This is a genomic window from Devosia sp. Root413D1 (assembly GCF_001425235.1).
GTDB lineage: Bacteria > Pseudomonadota > Alphaproteobacteria > Rhizobiales > Devosiaceae > Devosia_A.
Map to the genome: position 1 here is coordinate 835323 of NZ_LMEA01000011.1, position 17230 is coordinate 852552.

Here is a 17230-nt window from a genome sequence, read left to right on the forward strand (position 1 = left end):
CTTGAAACGGTGACTGCTAGAGGCCGAAGAGGTTCGTGTCGGCGTCGTAGTGCCAGGTCTGGTTGGCGAAGACGACGTTCACTCCCTCCGGATCACCGACGTCGCGGACGGTGATGGCTTCGCCCCAGTTGGACTGGACGGCCGAGCCGTCGAGCACCGCGCTTTCGTTGACTTCGATGACCAGGTCGTCACCCACCATCGAGGCCCGGAGCAGGCTGTTGGCGTTGCCGCCGACCAGCGCCATGGCGTCGTTGAGCAGGCCCGACAGGTCGATGCTGTCGCCGTCGGCGATGGAGAAATCGAAGATCTCGTCGGAGTGATCGGCCATCGCGCCGCCGGCGCCGCCGAAATCGGCGACGTTGAAGTCGAACACATCGGCGCCGGCGCCGCCGAACAGGTCGTCATGGCCGGTGCCGCCGATCAGCGTGTCCGCTCCGTTATTGCCGCTCAGCGTATCGTCGCCGGCCGCGCCGAACAGGATGTTGCTGCCGGAGTTGCCGCTGACCAGGTTGTCGAGCGCGTTGCCGGTGCCGGAGACCGACGCCGTGCCAGTGAGGATGAGGTTTTCGACCACCCCCAGGACGTGCGCCCCGTCGGCGAGGAGGCTGAAGCTGACCGAGGACTGGACGGTATCCACCCCCGAGCCGCCGGTCGCCTCGTCGACGCTGTCGCCGGCATTGTCGACGACATAGGTGTCGTTGCCGCCGCCGCCGATCAGGGTGTCGGCGCCGCCACCGCCGTTCAGCGTATCGTTGCCGAGCCCGCCCGAGAGCGTGTTGCCGGCGGCGTTGCCGATCAGCACGTTGGCGAGCCCGTTGCCGGTGCCGCCGATCGCCGCGGAGCCGCCGAGGGTGAGGTTTTCGACATTGGCGCCGAGCACGAACGTGCCGGCGGCGCCGTTGAAGATCACCGTGTCGGTGCCCGCCGAGGCGGCCTCGGTGACCACGTCGCCGACGATATCGGCAATGTAGGTGTCGTTGCCGAGGCCACCCGCCAGCGTGTCGGTCCCTGCCCCGCCATCGAGGACATTGCTGCCGGCGTTGCCGGTAATCAGGTTGTCCGCAGCGTTGCCGGTACCGGTGAGGTTCGCCGTGCCGGTGAGGGTCAGCCGCTCCACCTCGCCCAGCACGTGAGCCGAGTCGGCGAGGCTGAAGCTGATCGAGGACTGCACCGTGTCGATGCCGGCCCCGTCATGGCCCAACTCGTCGACGATATCGCCGGCATTGTCGACGACATAGGTGTCGCCGCCGGCGCCGCCGCTCATCAGGTCGGCCCCTTCGAGCCCGTTGAGGACATTGGCGCCGATGCCGCCGATGATCAGATTGGCGAGGCTGTTGCCGGTGCCGTTGATGGCGCCGGTGCCGGTCAGCGTCAGGTTCTCGACCTCGGCCCCCAGCGTATGGGAGACCGAGGAGAGCACCAGGTCGGTGCCCTCGCCGGCGAGCTCGCTGACCACATCGCCCAGGTTGTCGACGATGAAGCTGTCATCGCCTTCGCCGCCGGCCATGCTGTCGGCGCCGGCCCCGCCATTGAGGGTGTCGTTGCCGCCCCCCCCGCTCAGGGTGTTGCTGGCGCCGTTGCCGGTGATCAGGTTGGCGAGGCTGTTGCCGGTGCCGTTGATGGCCGAGGTGCCGGTCAAGGTCAGGTTCTCGACCTCATCGCCGAGGCTGTAGCTCACCGAGCTCCGTACCTCGTCGACGCCTTCACCGGCCAGTTCGGTCACCGCGTCGCCCGCATTGTCTGCGATGTAGATATCGTCGCCCGCCCCGCCGAGCATGGTGTCGATGCCAGCGCCGCCGCTCAGCACGTTGGCGTTGCCATTGCCGGTGATGGTGTTGTCGAGGCCGTTGCCGGTACCGGCGAGCGCAGCGCCAACCAGCACCAGGTTCTCGAGGTTGGCGCCCAGGGTGTAATCGACCGAGGCACGCACCGTGTCGATGCCGGCCGAGGCTGCCTCGGTGATCGTCTCGCCACCATCGGTGAGGTAGGTGTCGTTGCCGAGGCCCCCGGCGAGGGTATCCGCGCCCACACCGCCATCGAGGACGTTGTCGCCGCCATTGCCGGTGAGGACGTTGTTGAGCCCGTTGCCGGTGCCATCGATATTGGCCATGCCGGTGAGGGTCAGCCGCTCGACATCGCCCAGCACCGAGGCGCCGCCGAGGTCGAACGAGATGGCAGACTGCACCGTATCCGTGCCGGCCCCGCCATTGACGCTTTCGTCGATCACGTCCCCGGCTTCGTCGATGATGTAGATGTCGTTGCCGGCTCCACCAACCAGCAGATCCGCACCGGCGCCACCGTTCAGCGTATTGGCGGCGACGTTGCCGGTGATGACGTTGGCGAGGGCGTTGCCGGTGCCGTTGCTGGCGGCCGTGCCGGTCAGCGTCAGGTTCTCGACCTCGGCGCCCAGCGTGAAGCTGACCGAGGCGTTCACCTGGTCGGTGCCGCCGCCAGCCTGCTCGATCGCCTGGTCGCCGGCATTGTCGACGATATAGGTATCATCGCCGGCCCCGCCGGCGAGGATGTCGGCGCCGGCCGCGCCGTTGAGCACGTTGGCCTCGGCATTGCCGGTGATGGCGTTGGCGAGCGCGTTGCCGGTGCCGTTGGCGGCATCGGCGCCGAGGATGAGATTTTCGACATTGCCGCCCAGCGTGTAATCGCCCGAGCCCTCGAACAGCACCGTGTCAGTGCCGGCATTGGCACCTTCTGTGACGATATCGGCAGCTTCGTCGATGACGTAGGTGTCGTTGCCGGCGCCGCCGACCAGCGTGTCGAGCCCGCCGCCGCCATTGAGCAGGTTATTGCCCGCATTGCCGGTGATGAGGTTGGCGAGCGCGTTGCCGGTGCCATCGATATTGGCGGTACCGGTGAGCGTCAGGTTCTCGACCTCTTCGTCGATGCCATGGGAGACCGAGGACTGGACCAGGTCGGTGCCCTCGCCCACCAGTTCGACGACGGTGTCGCCGATATTGTCGACCACGTAGATGTCGTTGCCGAGCCCACCGATCAGCTGGTCGGCGCCCAGCCCGCCATTGAGCGTGTTGTTGGCGGCGTTGCCGGTGATCACGTTGGCGAGCCCGTTGCCGGTGCCGTTGATGCTGGTTGCGCCGGTGAGCGTCAGGTTTTCGACCTCGGCAGCCAGCGTGTAGGTCACCGACGAGCGCACCAGGTCGGTGCCCTCCCCGGCATTCTCGATCACCTGGTCGGTGCTGGCGCCGACGATGTAGGTGTCGTTGCCGGTGCCGCCGCGCATGGTGTCGCTGCCGATGCCGCCGTCGATCAGGTCGTCGCCGCCCAGCCCGCTGATCACGTCGTTGCCGCCATTGCCGTAGATCGTATCGGCTTCGTCGGTCGGCAGCGGCTGGCCCGCGGGGGTGTGGGTGGCATCGATCGTGTCGGCGCTGCCGGTGCCGTTGATGGTGACGCCATTGAGGTCGGTGACGGTGACCGTGATGCTCTGCGTGTCGCTGAGCGAACCGTCGCTCGCGGCGACCACCACCTCGTAGACATTGTTGCCGTCGGCATCGGTGGGGGCCTCGAAATCGGGGGCCGCAACGAAGCTCAGGACGCCGGTGGTTGGGTTGATCACGAACCGCGCCGCATCGGCCCCGCCGATGATGCTGTAGGTGACGCCGGGGCCGTCTATATCGGCGGCGACCACCGTGGTCACGGCGAGGCCGTTCTCGGCCCGGCTGATGGCGGCGGTTTCGCCGCCACCATTCGAGCTCAGCACCGGCGCGTCATTCACCGGCGTCACGTCGATGGTCATCGTCGCCGGGGCAGAAAGGATCGGCGTGCCGGCGCTGGCAATGTCGAGACCATCGCCATCGTTCCATTGCGCCGCGATCTCGCCGGCGCTCAGGGCGCGGCGCCACACCGCGACGTCGTCGATCGCGCCATCGACGGTGAAATTGCGGCCGTCGGCGGCGTTACGGGCGCCGATCAGCAGCGGACCACCACTGGAGGTGATGGCCCCGCTCGCGGTGTAGGTCGTGCCCAGCACGCCGTCGAGATAGAGGCTGAAGGTGTCGCCCGAGCGGGTCACCACGGCCTGGTGCCAGTTGCCATCCTGAAGGTTCGAGGCTGGCAGGTCAGCAACAACGGCACCGCTGGCGTGGAGCCGCAGGTCGGAGGCTCCGGGCATGGTCCAGGTCCAGCCCGGCCCGCCGCCCGAGAAGAAATCCTCGATCAGCGTCTGCTCGCGGCCGGTCGCGCCGTCGAGGCGGAACCAGGCCACTACCGAGAATTCGCCCTCGCCCAGGTCGAAGTCGGAACTGCTGCCGATCTCCTGGGCATAGCTGCCGACATTGCCGTCGAGCTCGAGACCCTGGCCGCGCAGGCCGGTGCCATAGGCAGCGCCGCCGAACAAAGCCACGTCATTGCTGCCCGCTGAGATATCCTCGCCCGAGCCCTCAAAACTCCAGGCGGCCGCGAGGCCGAACTGGCTGGCACTCGAAACGGCATAGGAGAACGAGGCGTAATCGTCGCCATTGGCGTCGGCGGCCGGGGTGTAGGTGAGTTTTCCGGCGGCGAGGTCGGCGGCGCTGACCGTAAAGCCGGCGCCGATTGCCCCGGCGTCGAGCGCCGTGCCGTCAAAGCTCAGCGTGCCGGCGCCGGGCGGCGAGTAGATGGTGACCGAGACCAGCCCACCGCCGCCCTGGTCGGGATCGGTAAAGGGGAAATCGTTGGCATCGAACGCATAGGTACCGTCCTCGGCGACGGTCACCGTCGCATCGCTCGCTTCTGGCGCTTCGTCGACGTCACCGATCGCCACCTCGAAGGTGGTGGCCTCGGACGAGCCGTCGCTCGAGGTCGCAGTGACCTCGATCTCGACGCTGCCGCCGGTGGTTTCAAAGTTGATATTGGCCGCGGTAGTGACGACGCCGGTCTCGGCGTCGATAGCGAACAGCCCGCCCGGGTTGCTGCTGAGCGAATAGGTGATGGTGTCGCCGGAGTTCGGGTCGCTGGCCGCCGCGGTGATGCCCACCGTGCTGCCGACCCCCACGTTCTCGTCGACCTGGTTGTCGGCGCCGTTGGCGTCCGTGGGCGCCGTCACCGGCGCGTTCAGCAGCTGCGCCGCGGTGAACGTTCCATCGGCAAACGCGAAATTCTCCACTCCGGAAACCTGGTCGACGCCATCGTTCGGCCCGGCCCTGAGGTCGGTGATGGTGAAGCTGCCGCCCGGGTGGGCGACGACCTCGTAGTCGGCGCGGTCGCCGGAATAGTAGGCGGTATCTTCGCCGTCACCGCCGCCACCGATAAGGGTGTCCGCTCCGCCGCCGCCGGTCAGGGCGTCGCTGCCGCTGCTGCCGTCGAGCAGGTCGGCGCCGTCGCCCCCGATCAGCGTGTCATCGCCCCCGAGCCCCAGGAGGTCGTTGTCCTCGCCGTCGCCGATCAGCGTATCGGCGTGTGTGGTGCCGCGCACGTTCTCGATTTCGCTGAGCGTGTCATTGCCGCCGAACACGTCCCGGGCATGCCCGGCCGCCACCGTGTGGCTGCCGACCGTCACCGCGTCATCCGACATGTTGACGATGACGCCTTCGCCGGTGGCGAGCGGCCCGCCCGCATCCTCGCTGGAGGCCTCGAGCGAATAGTCGACCAGGTCGTCGTCGATGCCATCGACGCCACCAAAGGCATCGCCGGTGCCGCCGTCGATCAGGTCGTCGCCCGAACCGCCGACCAGCAGGTCGTCGCCATCGTCGCCGTGGAGCTCGTCATTGCCGACGCTGCCATAGAGGTTGTCCTGGTGCGTGCCGCCATGCATCACGTCGTCGCCCTGCCGGCCGACCATCTGGTCTTGCCCGCCGCCGCCATACATCTCGTCGGCGCCGCCGGCGCCACCGATGGTGTCGCTGCCCTCGCCGCCGTCGAGATAGTTGTCGCCGTCGCCGAGCAGGTGATTGCCCGCCCCGATCCAGTCGTCGCCATCGCCGCCATAGATGCGGTCGACGCCCGAGCCGGCTGAAAGCGTGTCGTTGCCGCCCCCGCCGTGCAGCACCATGCCCTGGTCGCCGACCACCATGAAGTCGTTGAAGTTGCTGCCGATGATCTCCTCGATCTCCGACACCGCGTCCATGCTGCCATCGAGATCGCGGATCTGGCCGGCGGCGACGTTGTACATGCCGGGGAAGGTGAAGGAGCTGGCGGTGAGGTTGACGAGGATGCCCATCGGGGCCTCGCCATGCCAGTCGTAGCGGACGGTGTCGTGGCCCGCGCCGCCGACAATGATATCGGCCCCGGTGCCGCCGAAGAACAGGTCGTCGCCGGCCCCGCCGAACAGGTGGTCGTCGCCGGCGGCGCCGCCCACGAAGCTGTCGAGCGTGTCATCGCCCCAGAACCAGTCGTCGGCGTCGGTCAGCCATACCGCCTGGATGCCGGCAAAACTGTCGGTATCGCCGAAGATGCCGAAACTCTGGTGCGCCGCGACGTCGAGCGTCACCGCGGATCCGCCATCGTTGAGGTCGAAGCCGGTGGCGGTCTGGAGGCTGCCCGACAGGTTGACGGCCACGCCGTGCTCGCCGGCCTCGCTGCCCCAGAGATGACCGTCGAAGTCGGCGATGCCCCACTTGTCGCCGTCATAGCTGACGAGGACGCTGCCGCCTGCCGCGCCCGTCGGATCGGCAAGATCGACGAAGCTGTCATTGCCGGCGCCGCCGCTGACATCGACCAGCCCGGTGCCACGATCGCCGGGCCAGGGGTGCGGCGAGTCGGCGCTTGCGATAAAGCCGGCCTCGCTGGTGAAACTGTCATCGCCGCTGGTGCCTTCGACATGCTCGAAGCCGGTGAAGGTCAGGTTCACGCTGCCGTGGCGCGGGTTGCCCTCGTCGTCGGTGCCGTCGGCAAAGGATCCCGTGGCGCTGCCGGCGCCATCGGCGCCGTTGAAGACAACCTCGATCCCGTCACCCGGCTCAACCGGCTGCCCCCAGCTGAAGCCTAGGGTGTCCCAGGTGCTGCCACTGCCACCGGAGCCGCCATCGGCGCTGTCGTTGCCGAAGCCGGTATTGATGTAGTCGCCGCCTGCCCCACCCCAGATGCTGTCGTCGCCGATCCAGCCGCTCAGGTTGTCGTCGCCGGCGCCACCCGAAATGCTGTCATTGCCCTCGTCGCCGTTGAAGTTGTCGTTGCCGGCGCCGCCGACAATGGTGTCGTCGCCCTTCCGCCCCTCGACATAGTTGCCGGTGTCGGAACCGAAGAAGTGGTCGGCAGCGTCGGTGAGAACCACCGCCTGGATGCCGTTCAACGTGTCGGTGCTGCCGAAAGTATCGAGCGCCTGGCCGGCCGCGACGGTGACCTCCGCCGGCGCCTCGCCATCGTTGAAGTCGAAATCGGTCACCGTCTGAGCCGTGGCCGAGAGGTTGACGATCACCCCGTGCTCGCCGGGGTGCGTGCCCCATTGCCAGTCGTGGTAATCTGCCGCCGAGAACTTCTCCTCGTCGTAGTCGACAAGCGCGGCGCCGCCGTCGACGCCGGAATTGTCGGTAAACGTGTCGTTGCCATTGCCGCCGACGAAATCGAAGGCCCGGCCATTGCTGCCGCGGCCATCCCAGAAGGTGTGGCGGCTATGCTCGGTCGCCTCGAATCCGGCTTCGACCAGGAAGCTGTCATTGCCGGCGGTGCCGGTCACCTGCTCGGCGGCGGTGAAGCTGGTCGCCACCGTCTCGCCGTCGAACTCACCGGTGATGCTGCCATTGCCGGGCGCCGAGGCGTCGAGCACCACATGCACATGATCGTCGCCGTTGAAGCCCTTGAAACCGATCAGGTCGTAGCCGTCACCGCCATCGATGCTGTCGGTGCCCGAGCTGCCGTTGATGTAGTCGAAATTGCCGCCGCCGGCCGACACCACGTCATTGCCGCGACCGGCATCGAGGTTGTCGTCTTCGTCGCCGCCGACCAGCGTGTCGTCGCCGTCGCCGCCGCTGAGGTTGTTGCGGCCGGTGCCGCCGATCAGCACGTCGTTGCCGTCGCGGCCCTGCAGCTCGTTGAACTCGCCGTTCTGCGTGCCGACGATGTGGTCGTCGAACTCAGTGCCGTCGATCTGCTCGATGCTGTCGAGCGTGTCGGTGTCGCCAAAGCCATCGATGGCCGTGCCGGCGGCAACCACAATACTCCCCTGCCCCACATCGGCTGAGATCTCGGTGTCCGACAGGTTGACGATCACGCCATGCGTGTCCTCGCCACCAACGGCGTACTGCTCCTTTTCGTAGACGACGCGGTCGCTGCCCGCGCCGCCGTTGAAGACGTCATCGCCGGCATTGCCGGTGAAATCATCGTTCTCGGCGCTGCCATCGAACAGGTCGGCATGGTTGGAGCCGACGACGATCTCGAAACCGTCGAACACGTCGTGTCCGGCCCAGGCTCCGTCGACCGTCCCCTCGGTGCGCGAGGTCTTGATGACGTGGACGCCATCGGCGGCTTCGCGATACTCGATATTGTCGTATTCGTTTTCGCCGTTGCCGCCGCCATGCGCGACGTCATCACCCCGCCCGCCATCGACGAAATCGTCGCGGTTGCCGCCGGTGATGGTGTCGTTGCCGTCGCCACCCACCATGTGGTTGTTGCCGTTGCCGCCGATGATGATGTCGTTGCCGCCGCGGCCGTCGAAATCATTGTCCTCGTCGCCGCCGACGATGATGTCGTCATACTGGGTGCCGTCGGCATTCTGGATGTTCACCAAGGTGTCGAGATCGCCATAGCTGTCGATTGCGGTGCCGGCCGCAACGTCGGTGGTGGCGATGCCGGAAACGCTCACATCTTCGAGCGCCTGCCCGGAGAGGTTGACGATGACGCCGTGGCTGCCCGGGTCCTGGTCGTCCCACTCGGTTTCGCCGATATACTGCACCCGGTTGTATTCATTGGCATTTTCACCGCCGATCAGGGTGTCGTTGCCGCGCCCGCCGACAAAGAAATCGGCGCTGAAATCATCCGCGCCGCCACCCACCAGCAGGTCATCGCCGGCGCCACCCTTCAACTCGTCCTCGTCGAGGCCGCCGAACAGCTGGTCGTTGCCGGCCCGCCCGTTGAGGTCGTTGCGGGTGTCGTCGCCCACGAGGATGTCGTCGTACTCGGTGCCGTCCACATTCTGGATGTTGATCAGCGTGTCGGTATCGCCATAGCTGTCGATGGCCGTGCCGGCGGCCACGTCGGTGGTGGCGATGCCGGCAACGCTCACCCCTTCGAGCGCCGCGTTCGACAGGTTGACGATGACGCCGTGCATACCAGGGTCATTGTCGCCCCATTCGGTTTCGCCGTTATACTGCACTCGATTGTGTTCATTGGCGTTTTCGCCACCGACGATGGTATCGTCGCCGCGACCGCCGACGAAGAAATCGGCGTCGAAATCGTCAGCGCCGCCGCCCACCAGCAGGTCATCACCGGCGCCGCCCTGCAATTCATCCTCGCCGCGACCACCGCGCAGCTCGTCGTTCCCCTCGCGGCCATGCAGCTCGTCGCGCTGGTTCCCGCCGACGATCAGATCGTCATGCTCAGAGCCGTTGATCCGCTCGATGCTGCTCAGCTGGTCGAGTTCGCCATGTGTATCGATGGCGGTGCCCGCCGCGACGTCGGTCGTCGCAATGCCGGCGACGCTGACACCCTCCAGCGTCTCGCTCGAGAGGTTGACGATGACGCCGTGCGCGCCGGGCAGGTGTTTGAAATGCGCGGTTTCGGCACGATAGTTCACCTGGTCGTTGCCTTCGCCGCCATCCAGGATGTCGGCGCCGGCATCGCCGATCAGCTCGTCATTGCCGCCATTGCCGATCAGCACGTCATCGCCTTCCTCGCCCTGGAAGACGTTGTCGGCCTCGCTGCCGGCGATGTAGTCCTGCCGGATGGTGCCGGTAATGCCCTCGATGCTGGCGACGGTGTCGGTCTGGCCATAGGTGTCGATGATCTCGCCCGCGCCGATGCCGGCAACCGACAGGTTCTCGATCTCGATCGGGCCGAGCGCCTCGTCGCTCAGGTTGGCGATGATGCCGTGCGAGTGGGTCTGGACATTGTTCTCCCAGAAGTAGTCGAGCTCATCGAAGTTGCCGCCGCCATCGAAACTATCGGCGCCGTCGGCGCCGATATAGCGGTCGCGGCCACCGGCTCCGGTGAAGCTGTCGGCAAAATCGGTGCCGCGGATGCTCTCGATGTTGAGGAAGGTATCGGTATCGCCCCATGGGTCGATGATCGTGCCGCTATTGTCGCCGTCCTGGACGACCGTGATGCCGTGCAGCTGCGGGGTGGCCGAGTTCTCCTCGTAATAGTGGATGACGTCGGCATCGTTGGGACCCGAGCCATCCGCAAAGTCGTTGCCGGCGCCGGGGTTGAAGAAATCGTCGCGCGAGCCGCCGATCAGGATGTCGTCGCCGCCCAGACCCTCGAAATTGCTGATCTCGTCGGTGCCGATGAACACGTCGTTGTGCTCGGTGCCGCGGGCGCCCTCGATATTGGCGATCGTGTCGATATTGCCGAACGTGTCCTGGGCGCTGTGCGCGGCGATGGTGACCGGGTCGCCATTGCCGATGTCGAAGCTGTTGCCCGAGAGGTTGACCACGACCCCGCCGACGCCGCCCTCGCCCGAGAAATCGAGCCTGTCATCGCCGTCGCCGCCATCCAGGTTGTCGACGCCATCGCCCCCGACCAGGGTGTCGTTGCCTTCGAGGCTGGCGATCACATCATCGCCCTCGAGCCCGGCGATGAAATCATCCTCGTTGCCGGGGAAGGGCTCGCCGGCGACCGTGTGGGTGGCATCGATCACATCGTTCAACGAGGTGCCGATAATGGTGACGTGCTGGAGGTCGTTGACGCTGACCGCGATATCCTGCGTGTCGAAATGGCCGTTGCCGTCGGCGACCTGCACCGTCACGTGGTAGATGTTGTCATGGTCGGTGTCGCGCGGGTCTTCGAAGTTCGGCGCCGGATAGTATTCGAAGGATTTGAACCGCAGCGCGCCGGTCATCTCGTCGATCTCGAAGAAGCCGCCATCGTCACCGCCGATGATGGAAAAGCTCAGCGTGTCGGAGCTGTTGGGGTCGACCGCCTCGACGGTCATCACCGCGAGGCTGTTCTCGTTGACCTCGGCCGTGGCGGTGTCGCCGCCTCCGCCGGAGGTAATCACCGGGGCGCCGGCCAGCAGCACGGCGAAATCGTAGGTGGTGCTGCCCACCTGCACCCACTCGAAGCCGGTGAGCGTCGTGGTACCGGCGCCGCTGGTGATCACCAGCTGGTTCTCGGTATTGGTGCTGACCGCATAGTCGCCGGGCGAGCCGGTGAAGACCGCAGTATCGGTGCCCTCCCCGCCATCAAGGAAATCCGTACCGGCCGAGGCATGAACGGTATCGTCGCCGCCACCTCCCTCCAGCCGGTTGGCGCCGCTATGGCCCCTGAGCGTATCCGCCGCAGCCGTGCCGACCACATTGTCGATTTCGACGATGATGTCGTTGCCCGCCGCGCCGGTATCCTGCACGGCGTAGCCGATGCCCAGATCGACGCTGATCCCGCCGCCGTCGATGGCCGAATAGTCGATGGTGTCGCTGCCGGTGCCGCCGACATAGGTATCGTCGCCGTGGCCATCGTCCTCGACGAAGCGATCCGCCGTCGCCGAGCCATAGACGAGGTCATTGCCCTCGCCGCCGATCAGCGTGGTGACGAGGCTGCCCTGATGCGTTCCACCGCTGTTGCCGATGCTGTCATTGCCGGCACCGCCGTCGATGGTGTGGCCGCCGAACTGGTACTGGATGTTGTCGTCACCTTCGCCGCCGTTCACCTGGTCGGCGTCCTCGGCCGTCACCGGGTCGTCGCCATAGGCGAAGATGTCGTCATTGCCGTCGCCGGCATCGAGCGTCAGCTGGCCGGTATTGTCGACGAAGCGGTCGTCTCCGGCGTCGAGGGTCACCGTGTCGTCCTCGGTCCAGAAGCCGAACCACGGGTTGCCGGGGACGACCGTTCCATAGTCCCAGGTGGTCTGGCCGGTGCCGGCGTCATAGGTGGTGGTGACGAACAGGGTGAAGGTATAGGGCGCGCCCGTGACCGTGCCGATCGCCTCGCCGCTGACCGGGTCGAGGATGGTGAAGTTGCCGGGCCCGGTCATCTCGTACTGGTGGTTTTCGCTATACGTCCCGGTCGGCGGCATGAAGCCGATCGGCGGCGTGGGCAGCGTGAAGCTGTCATCGAGACGAAGAATGCCGGTGGTCGTATCGATGGGACCTTCCTCATCGATGTAGAACACGAAGCTCACATTGGCCTGGCCGCCACCGAGCATTTGCAGCGGCGCCGCGATATCGGTCGGATTGCCCACAAAGGCCAGGTCGTCCAGGGTTTGTCCTGCATTGATGACAAGCGTCGCCATTTTCCACTCCCGCAAAGCCAGGCCGGGCCACGGCACATAGCTGCCGCCCCAGCGTTCGAGAGGGACAGGATCAGGGACTCGACCCCGCTTCATCGCCCAATTGGGGGATGCGGAAGCGCCGCCCCCCTGCGATAGCGGTGAGGCAGGATGCTGCCGCGGACCTGGCCCCGCATCACCCTCATGGTCGGCCCCGGACTTGCTTCAAGGTCGCGCCAATAGCCTTCACTGCTTATCAAAACTCAATATTGATCAGACTCATAGCTGAATCGACAAATCTGCAGTCACCATGGTACAGTACTGTACTTTCGAGGAGGTGTAGCATGTGGCGATATCTACTCTGTCTCGTTGGCCTTTCAACATATTCGGTTCTTTCCGCCGGCGCCTCGCAAGCGGGCGTTATCGGCAGCCTGAACTCCGCTGAGGATCGAGAACTATCGGCCAAGATCGAGTCACTCTACATGGTGCTGATCGCCAATGGATCGGTGCCGGTAGAAAGGTACATTGTTCAGCCTGGAGATCGGATCGAGCAGGTACTGCGGGACCGTGGTGCAATAGAGGGGCCGTATTTCCCGCGGGTGGTCGACGCATTGACCTGCGACCTCAATCCGGATTCATGCAGCCGGGACCTGAACCTGGCGCAGCCGACCAGCAAGGCGGATGTCGTGTCGGTCGATAGCCTGCTGCAGCTCGAAATCTCGGAAGGCGATTGGTCGCGGTTAATGCCGGGCGACGAGATCCTCATTCCGGCAGTGTCGATCGATACGACCCTGTCGGCCTACGAGGTCGTCCGGCCGGCCGGTACCAGTCTCGAAGAACTCATCTCCGACAATCCCGCCTGTGGCAGCAAGGTGCTGCCGGCGGAGGATTGTCCGAGCTATGTCGACTGGCTCAACTACAGCTTCCCCGACGCTTCCGACATCAAGCTCACGAGTACGGTGCAGTTGCCCAAGCTCGACTATACCGTCGCGGTACCGTCGGACTGCGAGACGCTGTGTGCCGTGCTCAGCCGGCCGGTCGGCGTGGACGTGGTGTCGAACCGCTTCACCACCCAACCCTACAAGCTGTTCTCCAACGACCGTGAGGTCGTCTTCAGCGAGCCGCTGGTATTGCCGGTCACGCCGAACACTGTGCTGCCGGATTTCAAGGTGCTGCCGGACTTCACCAAGAGTGCCGGCAAGGTTGCCCTCCCTTCCGACGTCATCAAGCGCATGGAAATCGGCAACGAGCTGGTGAAGTCAACCAAGTGGCTCGAGCATGTGAAGGCTGCGCCCTTCTCCAGCCTGGATCAGTTCAACGAGAGCCAGATGGACTTGCTCGCCGCGATCGATTTTCCGCTCGAAGAGGCCGAAGAGCTGCGCCAGAGGATCAGCGAGACCGGGGTAATGCCCAGCGTGATGATCATCGACAGTTACTTCGATGCCAAGCATTGCGACATGCCTGAAGACTTCGTGGTGTTCGACTGCGGCAGCAAGGTCAGCCGGGACCTCGACATGTGCCCGATCATCGGCGGGGACCTCAGCGGCTTGCCGGAACTGTCGCTGGGGATGGCGCGAGCCTCAATTGCCCCGGCCGCCAACGCCTTGCCGCACTCAGACGGGCTGGTGCCTCGGGAGCGGGAGCGCTGCGGCGCGAGCGGGCGCTTCCACACCGAAACCGTGCAGAACACCGAAGTGTTCGTGCGCCCCCGGCATGGCACGCACCTGGCCGGGCTCATTGCCTCCAGGTGGGACAAGTTCGGCGTCGGCGGGATCAACCCGCTGGCCAAGATCGTCGGCGTGCAGGTCGACATGGATAACCTGACGGACGAAGGCTATGGGCGCTGGCTGCTCCGGGCCCTCGGTCGGATCATGTTCAAGCAGCAGGTTCACCTGGTGAACCTCAGCCTGGGCTTTCGCCCCGCCGAGATCGAAGACGACGTAAATGGCGAAGAGCGCCGTGAGTGGCTGAGCGAACTCATCACCAAGCACACCGGTGTGCTGTTCGTTGCGGCAGCCGGAAACGACAAAGAGCAGGAGGGCTGCGATCTCACGCCGGCGTGCCTCGCTCTGACCCGCGACAACGTGGTCACCGTCGTCGCGCTCGATGGCGCCGGCACGAAAGTCCTTGGCGGCATGAACTCGAACCCGCAATTTGCAGTCGGCGCCGGCGGCGAAGGCGTCATGAGCACGCTGCCGCTCAACCTCTATGGCACCATGCGCGGCAGCTCGCAGTCGGCGGCGATTGTCTCCGGCGCCATCAGCCTCGCCTTTGCCTTGGGCGTGCGATGGACGCCGGCCGAAACGCGGGCCCGCCTCATCGCCTGCTCGACCCTCAGTCGCGACCTCATGGGAAACATGATCGGTGGGCGGATCGATGTCGGTTGCCTGATCGACAAAGATCGCGATCGGGTGGTGGACAACAACAAGGACGTCCTCGGGCTCGAGCTGATCCGGCTCACGCGCGGCGGAAACCCGGCGAGCGACCTGGCCTTCTTCGACCTCAGGACCCGCCGGGTCGAGACTATCGACCTGGCCAGTATCGTTGGGTTCCAGCGGATCGGCGACGATGTGGATGATGTGGTCTTCTTCTCCCAGCCGCCTGCCGGACCGATGGACCGGCGCGAGGGAGCGATTGAGCCAGGCCAGGAACTGGTCTTTCTCGATGGCGGGCAGTTCCGCAGGATCGATGCCCGTGAAGTGGTCAAGTTCACGCGGGCGGCGAAGTGATCATGCGGGCGCTGCGCGGACTGCTGATCGTTGCCGTCCTGCTGGTTGCCGCCAAGGTGGCCGCCCAGGAAGTCTCGCTGGGCGGCGGCGCCAACCCGGACGCCCCCGCGATTGCGATCTCGGCGTTCGATATGGTCGGCGAGCATCGCGAGAAGATGGTGCGGGCGCCCGACAGCTGGTACGCGCGCGTCGCGCTGTCGATCGGCTTCCTGGCGCCCGGGTCGACCATCGTGATTGCGGGACCGAGCATCCCCGGCACCGGCGCCGCCGAGAACCGGCTGGTCTATCCCTATCCCGATGGCGCCAGAAACGAGCAGTTGCTCTCGGGACTGGTCTACGGCGAGAAACTCACCGTCGCCGTCTATTCACCTCAGCTGGCCTCCGCCGACCTCGCGATCTCCAAGGTGCTGCGCCAGGAGGATCCGCTGCGGCCGTGGAAATCCATCTTCGGCGATGACGACCAGACGCCTCTGTTGCGGGCCGGCAGGCCCGACCTCGAGGCCGTGTCGCATAGCATCACCTACCTCTCCATCGTGACACCGAGCTGGGACCTGGAGAACTGCTCCGGCTTCGTCGTCGGTCCGCGGACGATCATGACCAACAATCACTGCATCGCCAACCAGGCGGAGTGCGACGGCGCGACCATCGTGTTCGACTATTTCGTCGACAAGTTCGACAGCACCACGATGGGCCCGCAGGTCGGCTGCGAGGCAGTACTCACGACCGACTTTGATCTCGACTTCACTGTGGTGCGGACCAAAACGGACCTGCCTGCCAGTGCCGTGGCGCTGAGCTTGCTCGCCACTGCGCCGCTCCCGGATGAGCCGGCTGTGCTGGTGCACCACCCCAATGGCGAGCCCAAGACGGTCTCGATCATCGGGTGTCTGCCCATCGATATCGCCGTCGCCGGGCGGGGAAACCCGCCGAGCTCGAAGGATTTTTCACATCGCTGCGACTCCGCCGGCGGCAGTTCCGGTTCCCCGGTGCTGGTGTCGCGGGTCGCTGGCGGAACCAACGGCTTCTGCGTCGGCGGGCTGCATCACTGGGGCTTTGAGAACTCTGGCGACTATCGCGACAAGAACCGCGCGGTCATGACCAGCGCCATCCTCGCCAGGACGAAAGCCGAGAACATCCCAATTCTGGAGTGCAACTGAGAGGTTTTGTCGTGAAGAGAAGAAGCGTTCTGATCGGCTCGGCCATCGTGCCGCTGCTGCCGTTGAGTGCCCTGGGGCAAGAGGCTCCGAACTGCGACCCCGAGGAGGGTGGCGGTGGGCTGATCACCATAGAGAAGATGGCGAAGTTCTCGCCCAGGGCGCGCAGCGATCTGCTTGAAGCGATCGTCAAAGGCTGGCGCCACGTCATCGGAGAGCAGATCATCACTCCGATCCGGGCCCAGCACTTCCTGGCGCAGATCGCCACCGAAACCGGCGGATTTGCGCGCATCGACGAGAACCTCAACTACTCGGCCAAGCGACTGCGGCAGGTGTTCAAGTCACGCGTCACCACCGCCGATGCCGAACGACTGCAGCACCGGCCGCAGGACATCGCCAACCATGTGTATGGCGGCGCGTTCGGGCGCCAGCAGCTGGGCAACACCGAACCCAATGACGGGTGGACCTACCGTGGATCGGGCTTCATGCAGCTCACCGGCCGCGACAATTTCAAGCGACGCGGCGAAAAGCTGGGTCTCAATCTGGTCGGCGATCCCGAGCAGGTGCGAAAGCCCGACACCGGCTTCAAGGTGGCGACCTCGTTCTGGGCGGCGGTGAACGCCAACCGCCCGGCCGACGCCGATGACCTCCGGGAAGTTCGCCGCCTGATCAATGGCGGCAAGAATGGCCTTGAGGAGGCGGGCGTTTGGCTCGCCCGCGCCAGGCGCAATTTCACCAACGTGCCCACGACGCCAGAGGAAGCCGACAAGTTCGACCCGTCCGAACTGCAGGCCGTCAAGTCGACGCTGGAGAAGCTCGGACTGCTGGAGCCCAATCCGGAGGAGTCCGGAAACCTGGCAGATCTGATACGCGCACTGGTGAAATTCAGGGCCGATGAGGGCTTCCCCATCCTCGATGTCGCCAACCTGCTCCCGCCACAGCAGTTGCGCGCGCTCTACGACGAAGACGTGCTGTACGCGCTGACCGATTACCAGGCGCGACTGCCGGAATAACCGGTGGCAAAAGCGGGGAGCGCTTCGTGG

General features: G+C 65.6%; 4 protein-coding genes. 3 read left to right on the forward strand and 1 reads right to left on the reverse strand.

Annotated elements, in window-relative coordinates:
* Positions 1-16 precede the first annotated feature (16 nt).
* The gene (locus ASC89_RS21390; protein WP_056001570.1) at positions 17-12331 is read right to left on the reverse strand and encodes a LamG-like jellyroll fold domain-containing protein; all 12315 of its coding nucleotides are present in this window, start codon (positions 12329-12331) and stop codon (positions 17-19) included.
* A gap of 320 nt (positions 12332-12651) precedes the next feature.
* Between ASC89_RS21390 and ASC89_RS21395 the strand changes: the two genes are divergently transcribed.
* The 3 genes from ASC89_RS21395 to ASC89_RS21405 are packed head-to-tail and all read left to right on the forward strand — an operon-like array spanning position 12652 to position 17200.
* Entirely contained in the window at positions 12652-15036 is a 2385-nt protein-coding gene (locus ASC89_RS21395; protein WP_162247976.1) for a S8 family serine peptidase, read from the forward strand.
* A 2-nt stretch (positions 15037-15038) separates the two neighbouring features.
* Positions 15039-16190, forward strand: a complete 1152-nt coding sequence (locus ASC89_RS21400; RefSeq protein WP_055883638.1) for a serine protease — start codon at positions 15039-15041, stop codon at positions 16188-16190.
* Positions 16191-16201: 11 nt separating this feature from the next.
* Positions 16202-17200, forward strand: a complete 999-nt coding sequence (locus ASC89_RS21405; protein WP_056001573.1) for a glycoside hydrolase family 19 protein — start codon at positions 16202-16204, stop codon at positions 17198-17200.
* The last annotated feature ends 30 nt before the right edge of the window (positions 17201-17230 follow it).

Excerpts from the sequence above, each read along its gene's own strand:
- ASC89_RS21390 (WP_056001570.1), bottom strand. The coding sequence starts at position 12,331 with ATGGCGACGCTTGTCATCAATGCAGGACAAACCCTGGACGACCTGGCC.
- ASC89_RS21400 (WP_055883638.1), top strand. The coding sequence starts at position 15,039 with ATGCGGGCGCTGCGCGGACTGCTGATCGTTGCCGTCCTGCTGGTTGCC.
- ASC89_RS21395 (WP_162247976.1), top strand. The coding sequence starts at position 12,652 with ATGTGGCGATATCTACTCTGTCTCGTTGGCCTTTCAACATATTCGGTT.